Below are 25,161 nucleotides of genomic sequence, written 5' to 3'. Positions count from 1 at the left end.
GTGAATGAAAAATTTATTAGAAAGTAATAAGGAAGTAGTAAAATTGCTATTCAATCCTTTTTTACTTTACTTTTTTCATAAAATTGAATGCATCATTATCTGTTTTTTTCACCAAGCCACCATCTGGCTTTGTACTCTTGTTTTTTCAAACCAAATTTTTTAATTGCATGTTTTTGAATATGTTCTATTACTTCCTCCTCTGAGTCAGTTATAAATAAGAGTTTCATATCTTGGGGACTGATACTTTCATTATCTACCATTCTTTGAATGTGATGACTCAATTCTTTGTGATAAACAGAATCAAAAATTACAATTGGAAAATTATTAATAATTTTATTTTGAATTAAAGTTAATGCTTCAAATAATTCATCTAATGTGCCCATTCCTCCTGGCATTACCACAAATGCATAGGAATATTTTATTAGAATTACTTTCCGTACAAAGAAATAAGGAATGTAAATCCACTTGTGCAAGTAGGGATTTGGTTTCTGCTCTGTTGGAAGGATTATATTAATTCCTACAGAGTATCCGCCCGTTTGAAAGGCACCTTTATTTGCGGCTTCCATAATTCCAGGGCCGCCGCCCGTCATCACTGTAAAACCTAAATCAGCTATTCCAGCACCTATTCGTTCTGCACTTTTATAATGTTGTGTTTCAGGACCAAATCGAGCAGAACCAAAAACGGTAACGCATGGACCTATAAAATGCATTTTTTGAAACGCTCTAATAAAGTTATAGAGGACTTTAAAAACAAAGAATAGGTTTTTTAATCGTGTCAAAGGTCCTCTTACAAATAAAGATTCTGATCTTGAAAGTCTGTATTTTCGTTGCTTTTCCATAGGATGACTAAGGTAGGAAAATAATACTATTGGCCCAGTTTTTTTCGGTTTGTAAAATCATTTTCGACTACTAAACAAAAGAAAATAAGGGTAGATGTAATCACAGTCAGTCAAAGTATTACCATTTTTATAGGTATTATTTTAGGTTTATTTATTGCTTTTTTCTACAATGGTTTGGATGATCTGCTCCTTGGTTAATACGCCTGATTGTCTCCACAACTGTTTTCCGTTTTGAAATAATATCATTGTAGGAACACCGCGAACCTGATATTTGCTTGCAATCTGTTGATTTTTGTCTACATCAATTTTTAAGATGGAAACACGATCTCCTAAATTGTCTTTGACTTCTTTCAAAATGGGGCCAAGCATTTTGCACGGGCCACACCATGTTGCAAAAAAATCGATTAAAACCGGTTTGTCGGATTCGATAATGGTATCAAAATTACTCATATTTTCTAGATTTAGTTTTTGGGATGCTGCAGCCATTTATACCGCAACCTAAGTTAAAAATTACTTGAATGAAGAAAAACAGTCCAAGACCAATGAACATCCATTCTTTGACGATATACGCTTGGGCAAATAAAAATAAGGCAAAGGCCAGCCGAACCCAGCGCATCGTATGCCAATTTGTAAATAGTAATGCTTTCATTTTTGTTGCTTTAAAAGGAATATTAATTTAATTCTTAATTTTCTTTACTGTTGGAAAGAGCATCTTTGATAGTTTTGCTATCAATAGCAGCAATGCTAACAATAAGGATTTCTTCAAAATCACTGCTTCTACTAGCATTTAAAACACTTTCAATTGTGAAAAGTTTTTCTGTTACATCTGAAGAGGAAGTACTGCACTTGATATTTTCAGATTGATACATGTTAACAAAAACGGTACTGTTCTTTCTCAATTCGAAAAACAATTCTGAATTGGCTCTTGGTGCAATTGAATTTTGAGTCGGTCCCATTTCTAAAAAACTAAAAGCGTCTTTAAAAAGCATTTCGTATTCTTCTTGATTGCCTCCAAAAGGAGGTCCAGATTCAAATGTTCTATTGAATAATAAACCAGCCAAAATTCCTTTATCTGCCAAAAGTTGATGCATTTTCCAAACGTATTTTTGACGCATTGTAGGCGGTAAAGCACAGAAAAAAGTTTGTTCAATAATCAAATCATAGTTTCCTTGATGCTCAAAAAAATCGCCTAATACAATCTGAATAGCAGCATTATTTTTAAACTTTTCTTGTAAAATTACAGCAGGTGTTGGTGCAATATCGATAACAGTAATATCTGTAAATCCCAGATTCAATAGGTATTCGGCTTCATAGCTGTTGCCACAACCAGGAATCAGAATTCTACTGTTTTTATCAGCGATTTTATCAATGTACATTTTTATGGGAGGAGCAACTGTGCCTAAATCCCAGCCAGTGGTTTTAGCGCTGTAATGTGCCTCCCAATAGGCTGCGTCCAGTGGTTTATACAAAGAAGTAGCATCACATTTTAAATCAGACATTTTATATTTTTTTTCGAGTTGAAATTCCAAACGGGGAATACAGCGGACAAAAACTGATAAAGCTTGTTAGTAAAAAAATGACAGCAAAAGCTCCTAACACTAATGCGACTGTGCCGCTGATCGTATTGGTGAAATACAATATAGCGATGATTACAGCTATTGCAATTCGAATAATCTTGTCTGTTGAACCCATATTTTTTTTCATGATAACACTGTATTTACTTATTCAATTATTTTAAAACCTTGCTTTGGCATACAAAATCAGTTTTTGGAATCGTTGTTTTAGCGATTGCATTGAAACCGCCTTCAATTTCGGTAAAATTTCTAAAACCACGGGCTTCTAGAATTGAAGCGGCAATCATACTGCGGTATCCACCAGCGCAATGCAAGTAAAAATGTTCTTTTGGATTAATATCTTCTATCCAATCATTGATAGCGGCTAATGGCTTGCTGTACGATTCTTCAACGTGCTCTGCACAATATTCACTTTCTTTACGAATATCAATTATTTTACTTTCACCAATTTTTACTTCTTTCGCAAATTTTTCTGCTGTAATTCTATTTACAGTATCAATTTCTTTTCCAGCTTTTGCCCAAGCATCAAAACCGCCTGCTAAATGGCCCATTAAATTGTCAAAACCGACACGACTTAATCGGGTAACCGTTTCTTCTTCTTGTCCTGGTTCGCAAACAATAAGGATGGGCTGCTTTACATCAGCAATTAACGCACCTACCCATGGAGCAAAATCACCGTCAATTCCAATGTTTATTGACTGCGGAATAAATCCTTTTGCAAATTCTCCATTTTTGCGAGTGTCCAAGAGTAAGGCTCCGGTTTTATCCGCGGCAACTTCAAATTCTAACGGCGAAAGCGCCCGCATTCCTAAATTTAGAATATTTTCAAAGCTATCGTAACCTTTTTTGTTCATGGCCACATTCATGCCAAAATAAGCTGGTGGTGGCAATAAACCTTCAGTTACTTCTTGAATAAACTCTGCTTCAGTCATATCTGATCTCAATGCATAATTTGTATTTTTTTGTTCGCCAATGGTTGAAACGGTTTCCTTACTCATGTTTTTTCCACAAGCACTTCCCGCACCATGAGCGGGATAGACAATAACATCATCTGCCAAAGTCATAATTTTATTCCGTAACGAATGGAAGAGCGTAGCGGCTAGTTGTTCCTGTGTCATGTGTGCCGCCTTTTGGGCTAAATCTGGCCTTCCCACATCTCCAATGAACAATGTATCACCTGAAAAAATAGCGTGATCTTTTCCGTTTTCGTCAATCAATAAATAAGTGGAGCTTTCCATAGTATGTCCTGGAGTGTGTAGGACCTTTATTTTGATGTTTCCAATGGTGAATTCTTGTCCGTCTTTTGCAGAAATGCAATCAAATTCGCAGGTTGCATTTGGTCCATAAACGATAGGAGCAGCAGTTTGACGACTCAAATCTACATGTCCAGAAACAAAGTCAGCATGGAAATGGGTTTCAAAAATATATTTTAATTTCACACCATCTCTTTCAAGTCGGTCTAAATAGGGTTGGGTTTCACGCAGTGGATCAATAATAGCTGCTTCCCCGTTTGAAGTAATATAGTAAGCGCCTTGCGCTAAACATCCAGTATATATTTGTTCTATTTGCATGATTTTGTTTTTTTAATTTACAGTACAAATGTACTTCCGTTTTTTAGGATATACAGTGACAATTGTTACATTCCTATTTTAAGTCAGGAAAAATTCTTTGATTATAATATAAAATCCCATTACTAATACAAACCAACCAAAAGCTGGTTTCAGTTTTGCCCCATCTATTTTTTTTGACAAATAAGTACCTAGGAACATTCCAATTATTGCTATAGCAGATATTGTAAAAAGTAATTTATAATTTATAACAATACCGTTGCATACGTCACCACCAAAACCAATTAATGAATTAATAAAGATAATCAATAATGAGGTGCCAATGGCTTGTTTCATTGGTAAATTTGCAAAGAAAAGCAAAGCTGGAATGATCAAGAAACCGCCGCCAGCTCCTAGAAATCCAGTGATAAAACCGACTAAAAGTCCAATGATGGCAATTCTACTAAAACTGTCTTTTGGAGGTGTTTTTTTTGGATTTGATTTTTTGATCATCGATATAGATGCCGCAATCATAAGAAAAGCAAACACAATCATGATCAATACATTTTTTGATATTTCAAAATTATGTAAGGTAAAAAGAAGAGCTGGAATTTTTGGCAGAATAATATCCCTTACAAAAAGCAAAGAAAATACGGAAGGAATTGCAAAAATAAGTGCTGCCTTAATTTTTAAATTGCCAATACGGTAGTGACTGTAACTTCCAATCATAGCAGTCACTCCAACTATAAATAAGGAATAACTCGTGGCTTGCTCCGGATGAATTTTGAAAAGGTATACTAAAATTGGAACTGCAAGAATCGATCCTCCACCCCCAATTAATCCTAATGAAAGTCCAATAATAATCGAAGCAAAATAACCTAAATATTCCATTTGTAAATTTTTCGAAGTGACGGTTTGAATAATTTTATTTACAGAAAATATTCTTTGTAGAACAAAATTTATTTCAGGAGTTCAATATTATTTCGGTGTAAAGTGACCAAACCTCGCTGCTCCATTTTCTTTAGTAAACGCGAAATTACTTCTCGAGATGTATTCAATTCAGATGCAATTTCCTGATGAGAAAGCTTTAATTCTCTGCAACCACAAACCTCAGCATGGCGCTTTAAATAAAATTCTAAGCGCTCGTCCATCGCTCGAAAAGCAATACTATCAATTACTTCGAGCACCTCTTCAAAACGACTTCTGTAGGTATCGATAACAAATTCATACCAGCTGCGGTGCTGCATCATCCATTTATCCATTAAGGGCAAAGGCACCATGATTAGTTCTACATCCTCAACAACTTTTGCCATAATCTGGCTTTTTTCATTCTTGGTGGCGCAAATCATTGAAATAGCGCAGGCTTGACCGGGTTGCAAGTAGTACATAAAAAATTCGCCGCCATTTTCATCCTCTCGGTAAACTTTAATTTTTCCACTAATAACCAAAACAGTATTTTTTATGTATTGTCCTGTTCGTATGATAATAGTTCCCGCTAGAAAGGAATGAATTGTGGCGCTAGTTTCAATTTCTTTTACTAATTCAGTAGAAAATGTGGGGAAATATTTTTTTATTGGATCAAGCATTTTGGTCTTTTTTCTATGTTTTGTAGTGTAAAAGTAGTTTAAATAACTTAAAATAGAGGAGGGTTTTGATACAAAAAAAAAGATAACTACTTGATTTCACACCTATTAAAATTTAATTACCTATGGGCGTGATAGACTGTTTTTTTGTGAAAAACAAGGTCGTTTTTATAGTTTATTGATAGTTAATGTTTTGCGAAAACGATTTCTTACAAATAGTTTCTAATTAACAATTGTTGCGTTTAATGTTCGGTAAAAACGTTGTATTTTTACAAAAAACATCATTATGAATTTACAACAAGAAGATTGGGTTGCTCAATTTGAAGCGGATGAAAATGCAGTCATTCTCGATGTGAGAACGGAAGCCGAATTTAACGAAGGTTTCATAGCAAATGCTATCAACATCGATATTCACCGAGGACAAGATTTTGTAAGCGAAATAGAGGCTTTAGACAAACATAAAAAGTACTATGTATATTGCCGCTCTGGAATGCGTAGTGCAAAAGCCTGTGAAATAATGAATCAACTTGGTTTTGAAAACGCTTATAACTTATTGGGCGGGATTTTAGAATGGGATGGAGAAATAATTGAGCCATAAAAAAGAAGCAGAAGATTGTCTCTTTTATTTACTTAAATAATTAATTTAACACGCTTTATATGAATTTAATACCAGAAGAATATCAGATTACATCATTGTTGAATCAAGATACTTATTTAGTGGATGGTGAATTAAAGAAATGGGAAGGTCAGACCACGGCTGTTTTTTCAACTATATCATCTACAGCGGAGTATGGTCCAACTATATTAGGTTCCGTTCCGTTTATGGGAGAAGCCGAAGCTCTGGAAGCCGTTGAATCAGCAAGTGCGGCTTATAATAATGGTCAAGGATTATGGCCTACAATGAAAGTTTCTGATCGCATAAAATGCATGGAAAATTTTGTTACTCAAATGAAGACCACCCGTAAAGAAGTTGTTAAATTATTGATGTGGGAAATTGGAAAATCATTGGGTGATTCGGAGAAAGAATTTGATAGAACGGTAGAATATATTTATGATACCATTGACAGCTTAAAAGAATTAAACAGCCGAAGTGCTAAATTTTCTAAAGTTCAAGGAATAAATGCTATGGTTCGTAGAGGACCGCTTGGGGTTGTTTTATGCCTTGGACCTTATAATTATCCGTTAAATGAAACTTTTTCGTTGCTGATTCCTGCCTTGATTATGGGAAATCCTGTCATTTTTAAGCCAGCAAAACTAGGTGTTTTGTTAATCTCTCCTTTATTAGAAGCATTCCGAAATAGTTTTCCAAAAGGAGCTATTAATATTGTGTATGGACGTGGACGTGAAGTAGCTTCGCCGATTATGAAATCTGGTAAAGTAGCAATTTTAGCTTTGATCGGAAATAGTACATCAGCGATTGCGTTACAGGACCAACATCCTAATAAAAACCGATTGCGTTTGATACTAGGTTTGGAAGCTAAAAATCCAGCAATCATTTTACCAGATGCCGACTTAGATTTGGCTATCCAGGAATGTATAGCAGGCTCTTTATCGTTTAATGGGCAGCGTTGTACAGCCTTGAAAGTATTGTATGTACATGAATCCATTGCAGATGAGTTTAATAAGCGTTTTGCAGCTAAAGTAGATTCCTTAGTTTTTGGAAATCCATGGGATGCTTCAGTCTTTTTGACGCCTTTACCAGAAAAAGAAAAACCTGCCTATATCCAAGAGTTGATAGATGATGCTATCAAAAAGGGAGCAGCAATCATCAACGAAAAAGGAGGACAGCACACTGCTAATTATATCTTTCCAGCGGTTTTATTTCCAGTAAACAAAGAAATGAGAGTGTATCATGAGGAGCAATTTGGGCCAGTAGTACCTGTAATGACTTTTAAAGACATTCAAGAGCCTCTAAATGATATGGCCGAATCAAATTATGGACAACAAGTGAGTTTGTTTGGGAGAGATATAAAAACCATTGCACCACTTATAGATACTTTAGTTAATTTAGTATGTCGAGTAAACTTGAATAGTTCTTGTCAAAGAGGTCCAGATGTTTTACCGTTTACAGGACGAAAAGATTCTGCTGTAGGAACCTTAAGCATACATGATGCCTTGCGTTCGTTCTCGATTAGAACTTTTGTTGCATCCAAAGACAATGCTTATAATAATGCCATTTTACAGGAATTGTTAAGTAGTAAAGAATCAAATTTCATCAATACTGATTACATTTTATAATCTTTATGATTTCAAATAATAAGCCGTCCCGATAAATTTGGACGGCTTTTTTGTGGAGTTAAGTTGGAAGAGAAGATTTTATTCTAATATATTTAAGTTAAGTTAATGGATATTATCAATTCTTTTTTAATTCAAATATATAGTTTAATTTTGAATACTTTTAATTTCCAATTATGAGAATATATTTTTTAATATTTACTTTTTATAGCTGCATTAATTGTTATAGTCAGACAAATGAAGTTACTTTTAATAATGTATTTGCGGAATCATTTTATAAAAAGGCTTTTTCTAAAATTAAACTAGAGGACTACAATGCAGCAGTAAAAGAGTTCGACAGAGCAATTGGACTAAATCCTGAATACATTGAAGCATTTTTTGGTAGAGGCTATGCTAAAAATATAGTAGAGGATTATGCAGGAGCTGTATTAGATTTCAATAAAGTATTGGAGAGATATCCTTCTTATGAAGATGCTTATTTAAACAGGGCTAATGCAAAGAGCAACATGCTTGACTTTGCAGGATCAATTTTGGATTATGATAAAGCGATAAGTATTAATAGTTCAGATGCAGATTCTTATTATAAAAGAGGATTTGCGAAAGATGAATTGAAAAACTATAAAGGGGCCATTTCTGATTACATTAAAGCAATCAAGATTAATCCAAATCATGCTATTGCTTATTTCTCTATTGGTTATGCCAAAGATGAATTGAAAACTTATAAAAAAGCAATCTTTTATTTTAATAAAGCAATAGAAATTAATCCTAATTATATTGAAGCCTATTTTAATAGAGCACGCGCTAAGAAAAAATCGAAAGATTTTAAAGGAGCAATTGATGATTATAGTAGATATATAGATTTGGTTTCTGACGATGCAGATGCTTATTATGGCAGAGGAAATGCAAAAAACAAAATAAAGGATTATGATGGAGCAATGGCTGATTATGGAATGGCAATACGAATCAATCCTAAATCTGCTGAAGCCTATTATAATAGAGGGTTAGCAAAAATAAAGGCTAAAGATAAAATTTGTGGTTGTTTAGATTTAAATAAATCAAAGGAATTAGGACTAGAACAAGCAAATAAAGAAGTAAAAAAACATTGTAATTGAGTAAAATCCACAAAAAAACAGACGCATTGAAATAGGCTTAAAATCAAAAAAAAATATTTGCAAACCCGTTTCTTAATATCAAACACTATAAAGATTGTAAAGGAGTTTTTATCCAATGAGTATCAAAATATGTAATTGTAATAAAATATTGATAATAAATATTTTGGTAATCTTTGATGAGCTAGAAAGTATGATTGACCTTCAATTTAACCTATAAAAAAGGTGACCCGTTACCAGATCACCTTTTTAAACAAATTAAAAATCTAAAATTATACTAAGTCGAAACGGTCTAGATTCATCACCTTAGTCCATGCTGCGATGAAGTCTTTTGTGAATTTTTCCTGACCATCGGCATATCCATAAACTTCAGCAATGGCTCTAAGTTCTGAATTTGAACCAAAGATTAAATCTACTCGAGTTCCAATCCATTTCAATCCGCCGGCCATACGATCACTTCCTACAAAGGCATCATCTGATTCTGACACTGCTTTCCATGTAGTTCCTAAATCAAGTAAATTCAAAAAGAAATCATTTGTCAGCGCTTCTTTTTTATTGGTGAAAACCCCATTTTGAGATTGGTCAAAGTTGGTATTTAAAGCGCGCATACCTCCTACAAGAACAGTCATTTCAGGAGCTGTTAATGTTAATAACTGTGCTTTGTCAACTAACATTTCTTCAGCAGAAACAGTAAATTTTGTTTTTACATAATTACGGAATCCATCTGCTTGTGGCTCTAGAACTGAAAAAGATTCTATGTCTGTTTGTTCTTGTGAAGCATCTGTTCTTCCTGGTGTGAAAGGTACTGAAACCTGCTGTCCAGCATTTGCGGCAGCTTTTTCAATACCGGCGCTACCACCTAAAACAATAAGGTCAGCCATTGAAACTTGTTTTCCACTTGATTGAGCATTGTTGAACTCGTTTTTAATGTTTTCTAAAGTATGTAACACACGTTCTAGTTGGGATGGGTTATTTACTTTCCAATTTTTTTGTGGTTCTAAACGGATACGAGCACCATTAGCACCACCACGTTTATCTGATCCACGGAAGGTAGATGCTGATGCCCATGCCGTACTAACTAATTCTGGCACAGTTAATTCTGAAGCAAGAAGGTTTTCTTTAAGCAAAACAATATCTTGTTCATCAATTAATTGATGCGTTACCGCTGGAACAGGATCTTGCCAAATTAATTCTTCGGTAGGAACTTCTGATCCCAAGTAGCGCGCTTTAGGTCCCATATCTCTGTGCGTCAGTTTGAACCATGCTTTAGCAAAAGCATCATTGAATTCGGCTGGATTTTCTAAAAAGTGTCTTGAAATTTTCTCATACGCTGGATCTACTCGCAATGATAAATCAGTAGTCAACATAAAAGGTTGGTGTGTTTTAGTTGGATCGTGTGCGTCAGGAACCGTTCCAGCTCCTGCATTACCTACAGGTTTCCACTGATGTGCTCCGGCTGGACTTTTTGTCAATTCCCATTCAAAACCAAACAAGTTTTCGAAATAATTATTACTCCAAGTAACCGGCGTAGTAGTCCATGCACCTTCTAATCCACTTGTAATCGTATCAGCACCATTCCCAGTTCCATAGGTATTTTTCCATCCAAGGTTTTGCTCTTCGATAGAGGCACCAGCAGGTTCCGCTCCCACATATTTATTTGGGTCAGCGGCACCGTGAGTTTTTCCTAAGGTATGTCCTCCGGCACAAAGTGCAACAGTTTCTTCATCATTCATCGCCATACGGGCAAAGGTTTCTCTAATGTCATGTGCTGCCAAAAGTGGATCAGGATTACCGTCAGGACCTTCAGGGTTAACATAAATTAATCCCATTTGAACTGCAGCCAAAGGATTTTCTAATTCACGATCACCAGAGTAACGGCTATGTGGTTCTGTGCTTAGTGACAACCATTCTTTTTCAGGACCCCAATAAATATCTTCTTGTGGTTCCCAAACATCTACACGGCCTCCAGCAAAACCAAAAGTTTCAAAACCAGCAGATTCTAGCGCGCAGTTTCCTACAAGAACTATTAAGTCAGCCCATGAAACTTTATTACCATATTTTTGTTTGATAGGCCATAATAATAAACGTGCCTTATCTAAGTTTGCATTATCTGGCCAACTGTTTAGAGGCGCAAAACGTTGTGTTCCAAAACCTGCTCCTCCACGTCCATCAGCAATACGGTATGTTCCCGCGCTGTGCCAAGCTAACCGAATGAAAAATGGCCCGTAGCTGCCGTAATCAGCAGGCCACCAGTCTTGTGAGGTAGTGATAACATCTGTAATGTCTTTTTTCAAAGCATCTAAATCGACAGATTTGAACTCTTCGGCATAATTGAAATGAGCTCCCATTGGATTAGATTCTAATGAGTTTTGGCGCAAAATGTTCAATTTTAATTGGTTTGGCCACCAGCCGCGATTTATTTTTCCATTTCTTTCACTTTGTTTTGGAGCATTTGCTCCAGCAGAAAAGGGACATTTGCTTTCACCATTTACATTGTAAGATGTTGGTTTCGTATTATTTTCCATAGTATGATTGATTTTTTATTTACTTAAAGCGAATTTACTAAAAAGCATTCGTACCAAATTTAATTTTTAATAGATAAAAACTATAGCGCAAGTCTTGTTTGTACATGTTAAATTTAGTCAAAATGAGTAGCACTAGCTCTTTTGCATTACTTTAAAATTTTAAAATCATATTAAAAGAGACTCTTAAAGTGAATTTAATGTACTTGTGCTTTTATTGAATGACCACAAGTTTGACATTTTAAAAGGTTTGGAACTTGCGCTACAACCTTTGGTCTATGTCAGTAGTCTTTAATGCCGTATTGTAATCATTCAATTATTGTGTTTTTCAAAATTGGTAGCGATGTGTTTTTTTTTATCTCTCTCATTTTGAATTAGGTTACAACATGCTAAAAAATAAAAAGATAATTTAATCATAAACCAAGCGATCCTTTGCAATCTAAGCAGTAACTTTATGCCTAAAACAAATACTAAACATGAGTTCATTTGAAGCGAATAATAATGAGGATCAAAATTGGGTAACGTCAGATTTTGAAGCTTGGGTTGGGATTTTATACTCCTGTATTTCTGCCGACAATCAAATTAAAGATTCTGAAAAAGCTGCATTATCAAGATTATTGCATTCTAAAGAGAAATTTGTGGGAATCGATATTGCACCTCTATATACTAAGTCATTTAATTTAAGAGCAGAGGTTGGACAATTAAAATACATAGCTGCTTGTTGTAAACAGATTAATGAAGAAGATAAAGAAACCGTTTTTGCCCTTGCTTTAGAAGTATTACTCGCCGACGGAATATTAGAGAAAGAAGAAAAGAATATAATTGAAGTTTTATCGGATCAGTTAAAAATCGAGGCTGCAATGATCAGCAAAATTATTGAGGTTATTTTCTTAAAAAATAGAGGCAATATCAAAAGAATTTAAACTGAGAATAAAAGAATAAAAAAATATTGGTAATGAAATAGTTAAACAAGCAAAATTTTTCAATTCAGAACTATTCTGCTTGTTTCAAAACCGACGTATATTAAAATTATTGCTTACTTTAGTTTCTTCCAAATATGATCTTAGTATTACATTTGATTAAAGGCATATTATTGTTTTAAAAAAATCATTTACTATCAAAAAGAAAATCAAAATAGCAAAGGAAGCCTTTCACGCCAGACTGCATCGAGAGCCTGTGCTTACGCATCCTCGGTTGAAGTTTATTCCTAATATTGTACTCAACCTCATCAGTTTACTACTAACACTTGCCTTTGTGGGTGTGTTGGTCTATTTTATAGTGGATTATTTAATTAAGAAGTTTTATCATTTAGATTAAGAAAGAAATTTTTTAAAAATTAAAATTAAGTATAAAGTTGATATTGCTCATGTTAGTTTTATTGAAAATGTAATTTTTACTGTCGTAAGTTTCGCCCACATTGAACTTGTGTACATATAATAATTGTGCATCAAAACCTTTTAGGAGCCCTTGAAATTCATATCGTATGTCCGCATTAGTTTGCCAATAGGAAGGCAAACCATATTTATTTAACGCAACGTTTTTTACATCTGGTAAATCAAAATATCCCACTGCTAAATGCGATTTGAATGTTTTTTTAGGATTCGTATATTGTATTTTAGTCATTACGGCATCTACATCCCCAAAACCTTCATTTCGTTCTCTAGTCATAAAGGTATAAAATGGATCTCGTCCCCATTCGCGTGGCATTAAATATCGTCCTTTTGCAGTAATTCGATTGTAATTTAAAGTCCATTCGATGGCTTTTGTTTTCCATCCGAGTCTACCGCCAAAGGTCTGTGAGCTGCCATTTTTTTGAAAATAAGTTTTGCGTGGATCTATATTTCCTCCCTCATTCAGTGCATTTTGGTATACCGTTTGAAAACCTAAAAGTAGTTTTGAATTATGATTTAAAGGGTAGTTGTAGTCCATTTGGAACAAGGCCGAATTGAATAAATTCTCTGCGTACTGATTCCACAGAAGTGTTTTTAAATTAGATACCGATTCATTTTGGATTCCAATAATATAAACACCGTCGCTGTCTAGGTTTCCAGCATAGTCTGATTTTGTTCCATCAGGGTTGACTCCTGCTGGATAAATACCAATGGATTCCCCAATTCTGAAATACTTCATTGTGCTTCGTGGTGAAATCCCATACAAGTAGCCTATGTTAATTTTTGTTTTTTTGATTTCATTAAAATCGATCCAAATTCCATCGACTTCTGTAGGTCGCATTCTGCCGTCCTGCAGGTTAATGAAAGACGTATTCAGCAGTTGTTTTCCCAGGGTTACAGTAGAATGTTTGTAGTTGTATTTTAAATATAATTCCTCTAACCGGCTTAAATTGCCTTTACTTGATGCATTTTGTAAATCAAAAAGAGCCACTTCATACCTGTTGGATAAATTGGTTATTGGATCTTTTTTAGAAAAATCGGAAGAACCAATATTATAAATGTGATAACCGCTAACACCAAATTGAAAATTATGAAATTGAGCCGTCTCAAATTTAACGCCACCTCCAAGAGCATTAGCGAAGTAATCCGACAAGCCACTTTCATTATTTGTACCCATGAAAAAATAGCGAAAGTGACCACTGAAATTTCCATTTTTAAAAGCATTTAAAATCGAGGTCGAATCAATCTTTTCGTTACTTTTTTCTTTCCAAACTGTTGGCTTCTCTGCAATTTCTTGATGTTGTGCTATTGCATTAGTCACAAAAAGCAAAGCAGTAAGCATATAAATTAATACGAAAAAATTTCTCATTTTTGAACGTTTAGATTTGGTACAAAATTAAGACCATCCTAACGAGTGGGAAGTAACTTTTATCACAGTAGCTGTAAAAAGTCATAAAGCCGAATGTTTTTTATGCATTCGGCTTTATGACTTTTTACTTTGTTACTAAAAGAACTATCTGAAAGTATAATCAACGCCGGTAACTTGCGAAAGCAAGGTTTCTGGAGCATCTAGGATGTTAGCGTTTTTTTCGGGTGTGGGCGTAACGGGCGAATTTTGCTTTAAATATTCCTTCATGACCGTATGCAAGGTTGCTGCAGTGTTTTTGGCATCCAGAACGCCTTTCATTCTACAAAGCATATCTACAGGATCCCCATCGCGCTCACACGCCATGATTGTATACAATTTATTAGGATCCATTGGAATATTTTTTATGGTGATGCTTTGCACTCTTTTGTCCATATCGGCAAATGCATTGAAACGTACTTCCATCCCTTTGAATTTTACAACCCAACCACCAAAACGTTTTGAAGCATCTTGGGCAAAAACATTATTCAGTTCTTTCTCCAGCCAATTTTGCAATTGTTTCCCAGTAACTTTTGCGGTCCTTACCGTACTATCAACAGGAAGCATGTCATAAATAAATCCGCTTGTAATTGGAATATTTCCTGTTTCGTCCGGGGTAGTTTTAGGTGGGCAAAAGCGGAATCCATTTGAAAGATTAATGTCTATTTCAGGAAATTTCCAATGCAATGCATTCAAAATCATAGTATCAATTGGGTTTTCAACTACAAAATAGCGGTACAATGGGATGGTACTGTAACCAATAATTTGATTGATTTTTTCGTGATAAACCGCTTCTTTTTCTTTTAATAATTTTTCGATAGACGGATCTGCTTTTATTAAAGGAGAGTCGACTTCAATTAATTCATAATTGTCTTCGATTACTTTTCCGTTGAGGACGGTCAAATCTAATTTTCCAATAAAAGAACCAAATGCGCCTGGCTCAACCACCTTAGCATAAGTACAAACAATGGGTTTACGAACCCGCTCGTGTGTGTCGCCGCCTAAAATATAGTTGACCCCTTTGCATTCCGGTCGGTTCGCTAGTGCAATTTGCTGCGATAATCCTAGATGTGCGATCATGATTACATAGCTGCATTGTTCCTGATTTCTTAGTACATCTACATAATGTGCTAGATTTTCCTCGGGATTGGTATATAAAATTCCTTTGCTGTAATTTGGACTTTGTCGCAACGGTACTAAAGGATCCGTGTAGCCTAGAAAACCAATTTTTGCTCCGGCAATATGCCAAATGGTATAGGGTTGAAAAATAAGTTCACCTCGTTTTCCTTCGCCTAAATCATGGTACATATTAGTACAAATTTTTGGTGCATCAAGGGATCCTAATAGCGTTTGCATTTTCCTTTTTCCGTAAATTACTTCCCAGTTTCCAGGAAGATAGAGGTCGTATTGCATTGCATTTAAAATAGGGACAAATGCTTCACCAGTAGTTTCAACGCTCAATTCGCTACCTTGAAACATATCGCCAGTATCAATACTGTACGTGTTGGGATTTTTCTTTTTTAATTTTTTCAACACCGTTGCCATGTAGGCATAGCCACCTGTTTTTCTAAAAACTACTTTTTCATTTTCCCAAAACAACTCGTCGTGCGGATGAATCTGACAATGCACATCCGTGGTTTGAAGAATAGAAATTGTTTGCGGTTTAGTACTATCGGTTTTTTTATTTAAGTCTAATTCTTCCCTTTGATTTGTATTTGCAATAGCGGAATTTGGCGAAATTATCGCAGCTCCCAGCCCTAATGTTCCCACTGATTTTAGAAAATCTCTTCGGTTATTACTCATCGTTTTTAGGTTTTTAGATTTATTCTGTAGTCAATTTTTTATTGAAAAACTACAGCTAAAATAACGGTGTAGTTTAGTGCAAAAAGTATTCTTTTTTAATTAGAATCCACCTTTGATATAGCTCCATCCTTGCTCTTGTTTTTCTACAATTTCAGCAATTCCTACCTTTACATATTCTACTTCGGGAATTAATTGGTCTTTTGTTACTTTTTGATTTTTCATTGTGTTTTCGCATACTAAAAAGCGAACTCCTTTTGCACGAAGCGCTTTTATCGCATTTAATTGCTTCGATTTAGCTGACATTACAAAGGGAAGGCCCATACTGTGAATGACAACTTCATATTTGGCATCTGGCCAATGCGCGGTAAGATTATTGAGCTGGTTTATAAATGCTTTTTGTTGCAAGGTATCTACAGCATTTGTAAATTGAAAAACAATTTTGTGATGATTCGCTCTCTTTTGAGCAAAAGCACTAACTACAAAAAATCCTACTAGAACAATCAATTTTAGATTTTTCATTTATTTTATTTTTTAGATTTCAATTTTTCAGCCGCTTCTTCCATTTTCTTTTTTGCTTCTTTAATTGGTTTAAATGGTCCGAATTTATGTTGTGTTTCAGAATATTTATCAGAATAGGGCCCAAAAGGATGATCGATTGGTTTTTTAGAAATTTTTGGCCAATCCTTACTTAGATCCTTTGATGGCCTTTCAAGACTTTCCACATAAGCTGCGATATCCCAAGACTCCTCATCAGATAATTGCGGATTTTCATAAGTTGCACCTAACGGCATGTTGTATTTTATGTATCCTGCAAAACGACTGATTCTAAACAATCCAGCCCCGCTATTATAGGAATTAGTACCCCAAAGCGGTGGATACGTATATTCTTTTTTATCTTCGGCTAAAATTCCCTGACCATTGACTTGATGGCAACTGGCGCATTTGGCATCATATAACACTTTCCCTTTGATTGGATTGGCGGCACGATCTAAATACTCTACATCATAAATTCCAGCCGCATTTGCCTCTTTGCCTTTTGGAACAGTACTCCCAATATATTCGATGTAGGCAATCATGGCTTTCATCTCTTTTTCATCTTCTTGGAGCGGTTGGCCATTTAAGCTTCTTTCCATGCAATCATTAACTCTTTTGTATAAATTTTCAACTTGACCACTCCTAGCTCTCATCTTTGGATACATGGAATATACGGAGCCATAATTATTACCCCATGGTTTGGTACCTGCATCTAAGTGGCAATTGTTGCAATTCATACCGTTGCTGATTTGTTTCACACTACCATTTGGACCAAAATATTTAGCCGTATGAGCAATTAAGTCTTTACCATATTCCACTTCTTGTTTTAAAATGGTATCTGTAATCAGATCTATGTCCGCTGGTTTCCAGAATTTTGCTATTTCATTTTGCAAAATCACCTTTTTCTTGGCATCGGTATAAAGCGAATCAGTATTAGTATCACTATTTTGAAACCAAGTTGTGATTGTTGAATTGAAAAACAAAGCTAGAAACAATGCCATTACTAAGAATATAATTGTTGTAAAAAGATAGATTAATCTTTTTACAAGAAGTTTTAATTGGACTATATTTTGTTTTTCAGTGTTCATAATTTTTTAATGAGGAAGTTTCTCTCTAAAATAGCCATATACCCAAGTTCCTACTATAGCAGCCAACAAGGTAACAATCATCACAGTAGCTCCAGTTCCTATTTGTGCAAACAAGGGTCCTGGACACGCTCCTGTTACTGCCCAACCGAGTCCAAAGATCAGTCCGCCATATATTTGTCCTTTGTTGAACGTTTTGTCGTGAAATTCAATTTTCTCGCCATAAATGGTTTTAATATTGAACTTTTTAATAATAAAAATAGATATCATTCCCACTACAACGGCGCTTCCTATAATTCCATACATGTGAAAAGATTGGAACCGAAACATTTCCTGAATGCGATACCAGCTGATTACTTCAGCTTTGATAAATACAATACCAAATAATATACCTATGATTAAGTATTTTAAATTGTGATACCATTTGTGTTCTAAATGACTCTCGTTGATACAGACCGTATCTAAAGAACGCGTTTCGAAATCTGTATTTTGATCTTTAATTTGCATAATTAATTTTTTAAAGTGAAAGAATGAAGGGTAAAATAAAATTAGCCATAATCAATCCGCCAATAAAGAAACAACACGTTGCTATAAGCGATGGCAGTTGTAAATTCGACAAACCTGAAATGGAATGACCACTAGTGCAACCTCCTGCATAACGGGAACCGAAACCAATGAAGAAACCTCCAATAACCATCATGAAAAATCCTTTAAGGGTAAACAAACTTTCCCAGGAAAACAATTGTTCTGGCAACATGCCATAAATAGATGTGATTCCGTAGGTAGATAACTCTGTTTTTAGATTATCGTTTATCAATATCGGATCTGGATTTGATAAAAATTGGAATGCGATAACGCCACCAAGTAAAATACCGAAAACGAAAAACATATTCCAGATTTCTTTTTTCCAATCGTATTTAAAAAAGGCAATATTTGCAGGCAAACACATGGCACAAGTATGACGTAATGAGGCGCTAATTCCAAATGATTTGTTTCCAATGAGCAATAATGCTGGTACTGTAAGTCCAACTAATGGTCCTGCAATATACCAAGGCCAAGGTTGTTTGATTATTTCTAAAATTTCCATATTTGTTGATTTATTGATGCAAAGATCAAATTTATTAAGGAGTAGTTATGTTACTTTTGTCACACAAGAAAAAAAAAGTAAAAAATGGCATTGATTTTATTTCTTTACTAACTCGTCTAACTTTTCTCGGAACGAATCACTGTTCCAATTTGCTGTTCCAATTTTGGATACAATCACATTTCCTGATTGATCAATAAGGTAGGTTGCCGGAATTGTTGATGATTCCATTTCTAAAGGCGGATTTGTAACCGATTGATAAACGGGAAGTGTCAAATTTTCCTTCACCATAAAAGCATTTGCTTTTTCAAAAGAATCCGTTGTGATAAATAAAAAGACCATCTTATCTTGATAATCCGTATATAATTTTTGAATACTCGGCATTTCGGCAATACATGGCGGACACCATGTGGCCCAGAAATTAATGAATATTATTTTTCCTTTGTATGCTTCCATTGACACAGTCTTTCTGGTGGCGTCTTTTAATTGCCATTGATAAGTGGAAAGTATTTTTTGATCTGTTACAGCAATTGTTTTGGGCGAAAAGGCAATTAAGCGGTTGAGTTGTACTTTTACAAAAGTGCCTAACGGACTAAACAGAAGAAGTGCTATCAATACGATAAAAACAATATTTTGGATAGTAGATTTTTTTGATTTTTTTGGTTCCATTTTTTAAATGATTAATTTCTAAAAAGATCTTATGTTTGATTCTATTTTAGAGGTTATTATTTTATAGATTGTCTTTTGGCATTCGGATTTCAATTATCATCGACGACACAATGGTGATCACGCCTATCAAAACAATAGCATAATTGATTCCAAATAAATCAGCTGTTATCCCAGAAATAATGGCGCCTATCGCATATCCTAAATCTCTCCAAAGTCTGAATGTACCTATGCTTTCCGCTCTTTGATTCGGAGTTGTCGCCTGTGCGATGGCTGATAAAAAAGTAGGGTAAACTAAAGCGGTTCCCAATCCCAAAAATGCTGAAATTGCTGCCAGTTGATAAAATGCTGAAGCCAAGGGAATAAAAAGTATCGCTATTCCTTGCAATAGCATTCCCCAAAACAGCATCTTTTTTTTCGAATAAACATCGGACATTTTTCCGGTAATCAATTGGCCAAATCCCCAAACAGTAGGATAAATGGCTGTAATAATTCCAATGTTTTGCGAATCATAATTTAAAGAAAGTAGCACAATAGGAAGCAAACCCCAAATCATTCCATCATTCAAATTATTGACTAAACCCGCCTGTGTTATAGCACTTAATGTTTTGTTTTTGAAAGTGGTTTCCAGAAAAATATTTTCTAATTTTTGAGTTGTATTGGTCGTGTTTTCTTGTTGGACAAATTTTCTAGTATCCTTGACAAAAAATAAAGTCAATAGAAAGCCACTTATGGAAATTCCAATTCCCAAGTAAAAAGGGTAGGGTGTGATGCCATATTTTTGTGCAATATAACCGGAAAGAAAGGCGACCAACCCAACGGCGAAATAACCAGCAAATTCATTAAGTCCCATCGCTAGTCCACGATCTTTTTCTCCAACCAAATCAATTTTCATCACTACCGTGCTGCTCCAAGTGAGTCCTTGACTAATTCCTAACAGAATATTAGCAAAAATCACCCAATTCCATGATTCAGCATAGATCAAAATAAAGGGTATCGGCAGTGCCAAAACCCAACCGAATAAAAGTAAATTTTTTCTACCAAAATGGTTTGCTAACTTACCCGTAAAATAATTCGTTATGGCTTTTGTAATCCCAAAGGCTATGATAAAAGAGAGAAGTGCTGTTTTTGAGGCAATGCCAAATTCTATTTCGGCAAACTTTGGAATAATGGTTCGTTCCATTCCTATCATTCCACCAACAAAGGCATTAACAATAACTAGCAGTGTAAATTGTTTCCAATTATTTTTCAATCCTAATTTGGTCGTACTCGTTTCCAAGGCTTGTATTTATTAATTTGAAAATTTAAAAAAGAGGTTCTTTACATCTCATAATATTCTAGTTGATAATCACCAATATGCTTTTTATTGTTGGCGATGGATTTCCTGTGTTTGAAAAAATTGAGTGTTCCTAAAACAAAAATTACAAACGAAGTGACAAAAAGAGCAATTTCAATCAAGAGACTATTTTCAACTTTTAGTAGGTTTCTCAAACTCAAGCCAGCAATTAAAAAATACATTGATGTCCTCAAAAAGGAAAGAAAAGTAGATTGATTGGCCAAAATAGTGCGCTGTAAAGCCAATTTTTCTCTTAAAATCAAGTCTTTATTACCTGGTTTTTTCGTCTCCATACTATTTTTTTTTTTCGAATTAATTTAAAAGGGAAGCTTTGAAAATGCCGTTTTGAATTTAACGGGTCAAAGCGCTACATCTAATACTGAATCCCTCAAATTTACTCTTTTATTTAAAATAGTTAAAAAATCATTCGGGTTATAAGGTTATCAAGTCCTACCTAAATAATTGTGCAGTTTAAAAACAACTATTTCAGTTGCTTTAAACTGCACACTATTTTTATAATTTAACTTTTTAACTGTTTAGAACTTCATTTACATCCTGCCAAGTTCCGCCATTGGTCACATTTTTGAAGCCATTTCTTTCCAAAATCATTTTGGCTTGACCACTGCGATTGCCACTTCGGCAGAAAACAATAATTTGGTCTTTTCCTTTAAATTGAGCCAATTGATTTGGAACTTGATCTAAAGGAATATTTGTTGATCCTTTTACATGGCCTTCAGCGAATTCTGCTGGGGTGCGCACATCTACTAGAAATGCGCCCTCTTTTATTAATTTTTCCATTTGAGTGGTGTCTTTTTTTGAAAATATATTTTTGAAAATTCCAAACATAATTAAGATTTTTTAGTATTCAACAATATTGTTTTGATTCATCCATTCATTCATTCCCGGAGAATAGTTCAGCACGTTTTTATAACCGTTTCGTGCTAGTAAGGAATAAGCAATTGCTGCTCTGTCGCCGCCTTGACAATGGATTACTACTTTTTTATCTTTGCTTATTTGATCCATATTGTTTAGTAATGTACCTACAAATACGTTATCAGCTCCTTTTATGTGACCTGCATTATATTCAGCAACACCACGAAGGTCAACTACCTGAACGTCTTTTTCTTGCTGTAAGGTTTTAAATTCTTCCAATGAAATTTGATTTACAGTCTCTAAAGTACCGCCATGTTCTTCCCATGTTTTTGTAGAAGGAACGTAACACTGAATGTTGTCTAATCCTATTCTCATTAGTTTTCTGGTCAAATCATCCAATTGAGATTCATCGGCAAGCAAGATAAAAGGCTCTTCATACGTAATAAACCATCCTGCCCAAGTGGCAAAAGAATTATTCCCCTGAATATTGATACTTCCCGGAATAAATCCTTTAGAAAATTCCGTTTTATCTCTGGCATCAATTAATTTAGTTCCTTTGGCTAAAGCCTCTACTAGTTCAGTGTACTCTAATTTTTTCAATTTAGGAACTTCAGTGAGCAGCGGACGATCAACTTTATTTAGTTTTTTCATCATCGCAAAATACTTTGGCGGTTCCGGTTGGTCTTCCAATAAATATTTTACAAATCCAGTTTCATCATTTTTATGCTGAAAAGCCCAATTTCTCATTTTTTCATATCCTACCGTGGTGCTTGGAACTGCTCCCAAAGCTTTTCCACATGCCGAACCTGCTCCATGGCCTGGCCATACTTGAATATAATCAGGTAATGCATCGAATTTATTAATAGACTCATACATTTGTTTGGCACCAACGTCTTGCGTTCCTTTCATTCCTGCTGCTTTTTCGAGCAAATCAGGTCTTCCTATGTCACCAACGAATACAAAATCACCGGTGAACAACATAACGGGTTCGTCGCTTGCAGGTGGATCGGTTAATAGAAAACTGATGCTTTCTGGAGTATGTCCAGGAGTAGAAATTACTTCAATTTTTAAGTTTCCTACTTTTAAAACATCACCATCTCTCACGTCAACATGAGGAAATTCATATTTCCAATCTGGTCCGCCTTCCGCTGAAAGGTACATTTCTGCTCCAGTCAATGCGGCTAATTCTCTTGATCCAGCAAGGAAATCAGCATGAATGTGTGTTTCTAAAATATGAGTAATTTTCATATTGTTCTGCTTGGCAATTTCAAGGTAGGTGTCTACATCTCTTTTAGGATCGATTACCGCAGCTACTCCTGCTTTTTGACAGCCAATAAAATAACTTGCCTGAGCAAGACTCTTGTCGTAAATGTGTTGAAAATACATATCTTTAATTTTTTAGTTCATAATTTATTTTACAAAATTAGGACATGTTTCCCTTATAGTTGGTGACTAATGTTACACAGGCTTTTTTAACTGGATAATCTAATGCTTCACTCAAGAAGGAAGACGAAGATAATTCCCGCAGCACTTCTTGTTGTGGCTTTATTTTCGATTATCAAATTGCATGTCGTGACAACAGATATTTTTAAAATTACATCCATTTTGACAGAAAATCAATCAACTCTTCTCGTAAATCTTTGAATATTTTTTCGAAAATAGCGATGCTTTCGCGGTGTTTTTTATGATCTGAAAATTTTTCATACTCAATATTAGCAGCATTTTTACTTATGGCTCCTTCAAGAAAAGATTCGTGACTTTCTATATCATGATTTAAAATATCAATCTGTTCGTTCTGGATAACAAGCAGATTTTGAAAGTGGTCTATAGCGGAGCGTACCTCATTTGAAGTGTTTTTAGTAGCTACTTCAGCTAGTCGATTTGCCATAATGGAAAGTTCGTCTTTGTAAAACAAAAGCTTGTTTATCCATGTTTTGTGCTCTTCGTGTAATTCATAAATTGTTTTTGAAGTTTCCATTTTTATTGTTTATAAAAGGTGAGATTAATTTAGTCCGCATTATTTTAATTAATAATTCAAAATGTAAAAAAATCAAGAAATATAATTCATAGCACTACCATTTAATACAAGTACTAATAAAATAATAGTAGTTAGAACAGTATTACTTTCCTAAAAAATTCAAAATATATTTATAAAAGGGCACTTATAAATTGAACTATTGATTTATTTATGACCACTAATTTAAGAATATTTTTAATGTAATTAAAATTGTAAGTAGTTTGTTTTCAAGTATTTATGTAATTTTATAGTTAAGGTGTATTTTATACGTTATTTATTTACTTGTAATTCCAAAAGCGCACAAAACGAAAAAAGTCCCTTTCAATTTTTATCGAAAGGGATTCCTATTTTAAGTGGTATGGATTTTTTATTTTGGATGAAACAGTATGCACTAAATCGACAAAGTGGTTGTAACGGAGACTACTATTTTAAGTAAAAAGATCTCATTGCGCTAAATCACTTCTATGGTTTTGTAGTCCACTCTGTTTATTTTAGAAAAAGCTCTTTGGTTATAATGTAGATTCCCATCACTAAAACAAACCAACCAAAAGCGGGTTTAAGTTTCGCTCCATCTACTTTTTTAGATAATGCAGTACCAATGAAGATACCAACAATGGCAAAGGCTGAAATCGTAAATAGGAATTGCCAATTTATTCCATTTTCACCACTTTCGCCAAAGAAACCAATCAACGATTTAGCCGCAATAATTACTAATGAAGTTCCAACGGCCTCTTTCATGGGTAATTTGCTCAAAATTACTAAGGCTGGAATAATTAAAAAACCACCTCCAGCACCTACTAATCCAGTGATTATTCCAACGACTGCTCCTTCAAGAAGTATAATTGGGTAGTTGAACTTTTGTGCTTGTGGTGCTTCCATTGAATTTTTTTTGTCTTTTTTTATCATGCTGTACGAAGCAAAAATCATGATAACAGCAAAAAGTAACATTAAAAATAAATCTTTGGTCAAGGTAAAATTATCAGTAGAAAATAAAACTTTAGGAATTGCAGGAACGATTAAAGCTCGCGTAGTAAAAACGGCAATAATTGACGGAATACCAAAAACAATGGCTGTTTTGATATTTACCAACCCTTTTTTGAAATAACCCACAGAACCCACAGCGCTTGTAAGCCCTACAATAAAAAGCGAGTAAGCTGTTGCTAAAACAGGCTCAATAGCAAATAAATAAACTAAAACGGGGACCGTAAGAATGCTTCCGCCACCGCCAATTAGTCCTAACGCTACGCCTATTAGTATTGAAGAAAAATACCCGATATATTCCATAATCATAAATTTTATGATGTAAAGATTAGCCGTTTAAATTTTGTGTACAGTAACATTTATCACACAGCTGTTTATTTTTCTTAAACTAGCGATTTATACGGTACACTATTTTGAAACATCACAATACTCCGACGTATTTTTACTTCAAATATTGTCTGCAGCGTTGTCTTAAATACACTCGGTTTTCAGCTGAATTAGACCAAAATTTATTGCTTTACGATATAAAATCTAGTACTGAAGTACTGCCGCTTGTTATGCCATAGGATAGTTTTTA

At 34.6% G+C, this 25,161-nt stretch carries 26 protein-coding genes; 4 read left to right on the top strand and 22 right to left on the bottom strand.

The features are described 5' to 3' along the window. Nucleotides 1-95: 95 nt before the first annotated feature. The 8 genes from IWX83_RS13740 to IWX83_RS13705 all read right to left on the bottom strand — a co-directional run bounded on the left by IWX83_RS13740 (nt 96) and on the right by IWX83_RS13705 (nt 5,546). Complete coding sequence (locus IWX83_RS13740) at nt 96-710, bottom strand: TIGR00730 family Rossman fold protein (RefSeq protein ID WP_370568429.1); 615 nt, start codon at nt 708-710, stop codon at nt 96-98. Between the two features lie 276 nt (nt 711-986). Then, nucleotides 987-1,289 carry a thioredoxin gene (trxA, locus tag IWX83_RS13735; RefSeq protein ID WP_196830443.1) on the bottom strand — a complete coding sequence of 101 codons (303 nt, stop codon included), beginning with the start codon at nt 1,287-1,289 and terminating at the stop codon, nt 987-989. Continuing rightward, on the bottom strand, nt 1,282-1,488 hold the full coding sequence (locus tag IWX83_RS13730) for a hypothetical protein (protein ID WP_196830441.1): 207 nt from the start codon (nt 1,486-1,488) through the stop codon (nt 1,282-1,284). Before IWX83_RS13730 ends, trxA begins: the two co-directional genes overlap by 8 nt. Nucleotides 1,489-1,522: 34 nt before the next feature. After that, nucleotides 1,523-2,338, bottom strand: a complete 816-nt coding sequence (locus IWX83_RS13725; RefSeq protein WP_196830439.1) for a methyltransferase domain-containing protein — start codon at nt 2,336-2,338, stop codon at nt 1,523-1,525. Between the two features lies 1 nt (nt 2,339). Then, on the bottom strand, nt 2,340-2,543 hold the full coding sequence (locus IWX83_RS13720; protein ID WP_066076681.1) for a DUF2892 domain-containing protein: 204 nt from the start codon (nt 2,541-2,543) through the stop codon (nt 2,340-2,342). Nucleotides 2,544-2,568: 25 nt separating this feature from the next. Beyond that, nucleotides 2,569-3,984, bottom strand: coding sequence for a rhodanese-like domain-containing protein (locus tag IWX83_RS13715; protein WP_196830437.1), 1,416 nt, complete (start codon nt 3,982-3,984; stop codon nt 2,569-2,571). A 78-nt stretch (nt 3,985-4,062) separates the two neighbouring features. Further along, nucleotides 4,063-4,851 carry a sulfite exporter TauE/SafE family protein gene (locus IWX83_RS13710; protein WP_196830435.1) on the bottom strand — a complete coding sequence of 263 codons (789 nt, stop codon included), beginning with the start codon at nt 4,849-4,851 and terminating at the stop codon, nt 4,063-4,065. A 68-nt stretch (nt 4,852-4,919) separates the two neighbouring features. Next, nucleotides 4,920-5,546, bottom strand: coding sequence for a Crp/Fnr family transcriptional regulator (locus IWX83_RS13705; protein WP_073354900.1), 627 nt, complete (start codon nt 5,544-5,546; stop codon nt 4,920-4,922). A 283-nt stretch (nt 5,547-5,829) separates the two neighbouring features. Here IWX83_RS13705 and IWX83_RS13700 point away from each other — a divergent pair, with 283 nt between their 5' ends. The 3 genes from IWX83_RS13700 to IWX83_RS13690 all read left to right on the top strand — a co-directional run bounded on the left by IWX83_RS13700 (nt 5,830) and on the right by IWX83_RS13690 (nt 8,890). Continuing rightward, nucleotides 5,830-6,141, top strand: coding sequence for a rhodanese-like domain-containing protein (locus IWX83_RS13700; RefSeq protein ID WP_073354902.1), 312 nt, complete (start codon nt 5,830-5,832; stop codon nt 6,139-6,141). A gap of 59 nt (nt 6,142-6,200) precedes the next feature. Then, nucleotides 6,201-7,781, top strand: coding sequence for an NADP-dependent glyceraldehyde-3-phosphate dehydrogenase (locus IWX83_RS13695; protein WP_196830433.1), 1,581 nt, complete (start codon nt 6,201-6,203; stop codon nt 7,779-7,781). Between the two features lie 173 nt (nt 7,782-7,954). Further along, a complete protein-coding gene (locus tag IWX83_RS13690; protein WP_196830431.1) occupies nt 7,955-8,890 on the top strand; it encodes a tetratricopeptide repeat protein in 936 nt (311 codons plus the stop codon). Nucleotides 8,891-9,159: 269 nt separating this feature from the next. On the opposite strand, the gene katG is transcribed toward IWX83_RS13690, so the two are convergent. After that, entirely contained in the window at nt 9,160-11,412 is a 2,253-nt protein-coding gene (katG, locus tag IWX83_RS13685; RefSeq protein WP_196830429.1) for a catalase/peroxidase HPI, read from the bottom strand. Between the two features lie 473 nt (nt 11,413-11,885). Here katG and IWX83_RS13680 point away from each other — a divergent pair, with 473 nt between their 5' ends. Continuing rightward, entirely contained in the window at nt 11,886-12,332 is a 447-nt protein-coding gene (locus tag IWX83_RS13680) for a tellurite resistance TerB family protein (RefSeq protein ID WP_196830427.1), read from the top strand. Between the two features lie 406 nt (nt 12,333-12,738). Here the strand turns inward: IWX83_RS13680 and IWX83_RS13675 are convergent, their stop codons facing one another. The 13 genes from IWX83_RS13675 to IWX83_RS13615 all read right to left on the bottom strand — a co-directional run bounded on the left by IWX83_RS13675 (nt 12,739) and on the right by IWX83_RS13615 (nt 24,887). Further along, nucleotides 12,739-14,169, bottom strand: coding sequence for an OprD family outer membrane porin (locus IWX83_RS13675; protein WP_196830425.1), 1,431 nt, complete (start codon nt 14,167-14,169; stop codon nt 12,739-12,741). A gap of 144 nt (nt 14,170-14,313) precedes the next feature. Then, complete coding sequence (locus IWX83_RS13670) at nt 14,314-16,008, bottom strand: bifunctional UDP-sugar hydrolase/5'-nucleotidase (protein WP_196830423.1); 1,695 nt, start codon at nt 16,006-16,008, stop codon at nt 14,314-14,316. A 99-nt stretch (nt 16,009-16,107) separates the two neighbouring features. Beyond that, nucleotides 16,108-16,527 carry a DsrE family protein gene (locus IWX83_RS13665; protein WP_196830421.1) on the bottom strand — a complete coding sequence of 140 codons (420 nt, stop codon included), beginning with the start codon at nt 16,525-16,527 and terminating at the stop codon, nt 16,108-16,110. Nucleotides 16,528-16,532: 5 nt separating this feature from the next. Then, a complete protein-coding gene (locus tag IWX83_RS13660; protein ID WP_196830419.1) occupies nt 16,533-17,630 on the bottom strand; it encodes a c-type cytochrome in 1,098 nt (365 codons plus the stop codon). Nucleotides 17,631-17,636: 6 nt separating this feature from the next. Further along, nucleotides 17,637-18,134 carry a DUF6691 family protein gene (locus tag IWX83_RS13655; protein ID WP_196830417.1) on the bottom strand — a complete coding sequence of 166 codons (498 nt, stop codon included), beginning with the start codon at nt 18,132-18,134 and terminating at the stop codon, nt 17,637-17,639. A 10-nt stretch (nt 18,135-18,144) separates the two neighbouring features. Further along, nucleotides 18,145-18,708, bottom strand: coding sequence for a YeeE/YedE family protein (locus IWX83_RS13650; RefSeq protein ID WP_073354932.1), 564 nt, complete (start codon nt 18,706-18,708; stop codon nt 18,145-18,147). 102 nt (nt 18,709-18,810) lie between these two features. Further along, nucleotides 18,811-19,380 (bottom strand): TlpA disulfide reductase family protein, encoded by a 570-nt coding sequence (locus IWX83_RS13645; protein ID WP_196830416.1) that lies wholly within the window; start codon nt 19,378-19,380, stop codon nt 18,811-18,813. A 61-nt stretch (nt 19,381-19,441) separates the two neighbouring features. Next, entirely contained in the window at nt 19,442-20,656 is a 1,215-nt protein-coding gene (locus tag IWX83_RS13640; RefSeq protein ID WP_231380027.1) for an MFS transporter, read from the bottom strand. A 41-nt stretch (nt 20,657-20,697) separates the two neighbouring features. Then, the gene (locus IWX83_RS13635) at nt 20,698-21,006 is read right to left on the bottom strand and encodes a DUF202 domain-containing protein (protein WP_073354921.1); all 309 of its coding nucleotides are present in this window, start codon (nt 21,004-21,006) and stop codon (nt 20,698-20,700) included. Nucleotides 21,007-21,241: 235 nt separating this feature from the next. Then, entirely contained in the window at nt 21,242-21,559 is a 318-nt protein-coding gene (locus IWX83_RS13630; protein WP_073354922.1) for a rhodanese-like domain-containing protein, read from the bottom strand. A 12-nt stretch (nt 21,560-21,571) separates the two neighbouring features. Further along, nucleotides 21,572-22,972 (bottom strand): rhodanese-like domain-containing protein, encoded by a 1,401-nt coding sequence (locus tag IWX83_RS13625; protein ID WP_196830414.1) that lies wholly within the window; start codon nt 22,970-22,972, stop codon nt 21,572-21,574. Nucleotides 22,973-23,180: 208 nt separating this feature from the next. After that, complete coding sequence (locus IWX83_RS13620; protein ID WP_196830412.1) at nt 23,181-23,564, bottom strand: hypothetical protein; 384 nt, start codon at nt 23,562-23,564, stop codon at nt 23,181-23,183. Nucleotides 23,565-24,089: 525 nt separating this feature from the next. Continuing rightward, nucleotides 24,090-24,887: a sulfite exporter TauE/SafE family protein gene (locus tag IWX83_RS13615; protein WP_073354926.1), complete on the bottom strand. Its 798-nt coding sequence runs from the start codon at nt 24,885-24,887 to the stop codon at nt 24,090-24,092. Nucleotides 24,888-25,161: the final 274 nt, after the last annotated feature.

Origin of the sequence: Flavobacterium sp. CG_9.1 (assembly GCF_015751645.1) — a bacterium.
GTDB lineage: Bacteria > Bacteroidota > Bacteroidia > Flavobacteriales > Flavobacteriaceae > Flavobacterium > Flavobacterium xanthum.
This window is presented reverse-complemented; position numbering and strand designations above follow the sequence as displayed.

Coding starts and splice junctions, on each gene's coding strand:
- IWX83_RS13740 (WP_370568429.1), bottom strand. CDS start 710: ATGCATTTTATAGGTCCATGCGTTACCGTTTTTGGTTCTGCTCGATTT.
- trxA (WP_196830443.1), bottom strand. CDS start 1,289: ATGAGTAATTTTGATACCATTATCGAATCCGACAAACCGGTTTTAATC.
- IWX83_RS13730 (WP_196830441.1), bottom strand. CDS start 1,488: ATGAAAGCATTACTATTTACAAATTGGCATACGATGCGCTGGGTTCGG.
- IWX83_RS13725 (WP_196830439.1), bottom strand. CDS start 2,338: ATGTCTGATTTAAAATGTGATGCTACTTCTTTGTATAAACCACTGGAC.
- IWX83_RS13720 (WP_066076681.1), bottom strand. CDS start 2,543: ATGAAAAAAAATATGGGTTCAACAGACAAGATTATTCGAATTGCAATA.
- IWX83_RS13715 (WP_196830437.1), bottom strand. CDS start 3,984: ATGCAAATAGAACAAATATATACTGGATGTTTAGCGCAAGGCGCTTAC.
- IWX83_RS13710 (WP_196830435.1), bottom strand. CDS start 4,851: ATGGAATATTTAGGTTATTTTGCTTCGATTATTATTGGACTTTCATTA.
- IWX83_RS13705 (WP_073354900.1), bottom strand. CDS start 5,546: ATGCTTGATCCAATAAAAAAATATTTCCCCACATTTTCTACTGAATTA.
- IWX83_RS13700 (WP_073354902.1), top strand. CDS start 5,830: ATGAATTTACAACAAGAAGATTGGGTTGCTCAATTTGAAGCGGATGAA.
- IWX83_RS13695 (WP_196830433.1), top strand. CDS start 6,201: ATGAATTTAATACCAGAAGAATATCAGATTACATCATTGTTGAATCAA.
- IWX83_RS13690 (WP_196830431.1), top strand. CDS start 7,955: ATGAGAATATATTTTTTAATATTTACTTTTTATAGCTGCATTAATTGT.
- katG (WP_196830429.1), bottom strand. CDS start 11,412: ATGGAAAATAATACGAAACCAACATCTTACAATGTAAATGGTGAAAGC.
- IWX83_RS13680 (WP_196830427.1), top strand. CDS start 11,886: ATGAGTTCATTTGAAGCGAATAATAATGAGGATCAAAATTGGGTAACG.
- IWX83_RS13675 (WP_196830425.1), bottom strand. CDS start 14,169: ATGAGAAATTTTTTCGTATTAATTTATATGCTTACTGCTTTGCTTTTT.
- IWX83_RS13670 (WP_196830423.1), bottom strand. CDS start 16,008: ATGAGTAATAACCGAAGAGATTTTCTAAAATCAGTGGGAACATTAGGG.
- IWX83_RS13665 (WP_196830421.1), bottom strand. CDS start 16,527: ATGAAAAATCTAAAATTGATTGTTCTAGTAGGATTTTTTGTAGTTAGT.
- IWX83_RS13660 (WP_196830419.1), bottom strand. CDS start 17,630: ATGAACACTGAAAAACAAAATATAGTCCAATTAAAACTTCTTGTAAAA.
- IWX83_RS13655 (WP_196830417.1), bottom strand. CDS start 18,134: ATGCAAATTAAAGATCAAAATACAGATTTCGAAACGCGTTCTTTAGAT.
- IWX83_RS13645 (WP_196830416.1), bottom strand. CDS start 19,380: ATGGAACCAAAAAAATCAAAAAAATCTACTATCCAAAATATTGTTTTT.
- IWX83_RS13635 (WP_073354921.1), bottom strand. CDS start 21,006: ATGGAGACGAAAAAACCAGGTAATAAAGACTTGATTTTAAGAGAAAAA.
- IWX83_RS13630 (WP_073354922.1), bottom strand. CDS start 21,559: ATGTTTGGAATTTTCAAAAATATATTTTCAAAAAAAGACACCACTCAA.
- IWX83_RS13625 (WP_196830414.1), bottom strand. CDS start 22,972: ATGTATTTTCAACACATTTACGACAAGAGTCTTGCTCAGGCAAGTTAT.
- IWX83_RS13620 (WP_196830412.1), bottom strand. CDS start 23,564: ATGGAAACTTCAAAAACAATTTATGAATTACACGAAGAGCACAAAACA.
- IWX83_RS13615 (WP_073354926.1), bottom strand. CDS start 24,887: ATGGAATATATCGGGTATTTTTCTTCAATACTAATAGGCGTAGCGTTA.